We start from the raw sequence: 360 nt of genomic DNA, 5'->3' as shown, positions 1-360 counted from the left end.
TCTTCAGGGCGGCGAAGTCCACCGTTTCCATGGCGGCCAGGTTGGCGGTCGACAGGGCGGCGATCTGGCGCGAGGTCAGGCCGGCCACCTGGGTGCTGCTCAGCGCGACAACTTGCGCGGTGGTCAGGCCGTTGGCGATCAGGCTGGTGCTCAGCGCGCCCATCTGGGCGCTGGTCAGCGCGGCGACCTGGTTGGTGGTCAGGCCGGCGAACTGGCTGGTGCTCAGGCCGGCGATGGCGCTGGTCTTGAGCGCCACGAAGTCCACCGTTTCCATCGCGGCCAGGTCGACCGTTTCCATGGCGCCCAGCTGGGCCGAGGTCAGCGACGCGGCTTGCGCGGTGGTCAGCGCGATCACTTGCG

At 69.7% G+C, this 360-nt stretch carries 1 protein-coding gene; it reads right to left on the bottom strand.

Annotated elements, in window-relative coordinates:
- Positions 1 to 360 (bottom strand): hypothetical protein (locus AC6H42_RS10835; protein WP_497548009.1); only part of this gene is annotated, 360 nt, incomplete at both ends.

The organism is Massilia sp. NBRC 108631, assembly GCF_059704565.1.
Note: the sequence above shows the minus strand (reverse complement) of the source record. Positions and strands in the feature narration are given on the sequence as shown.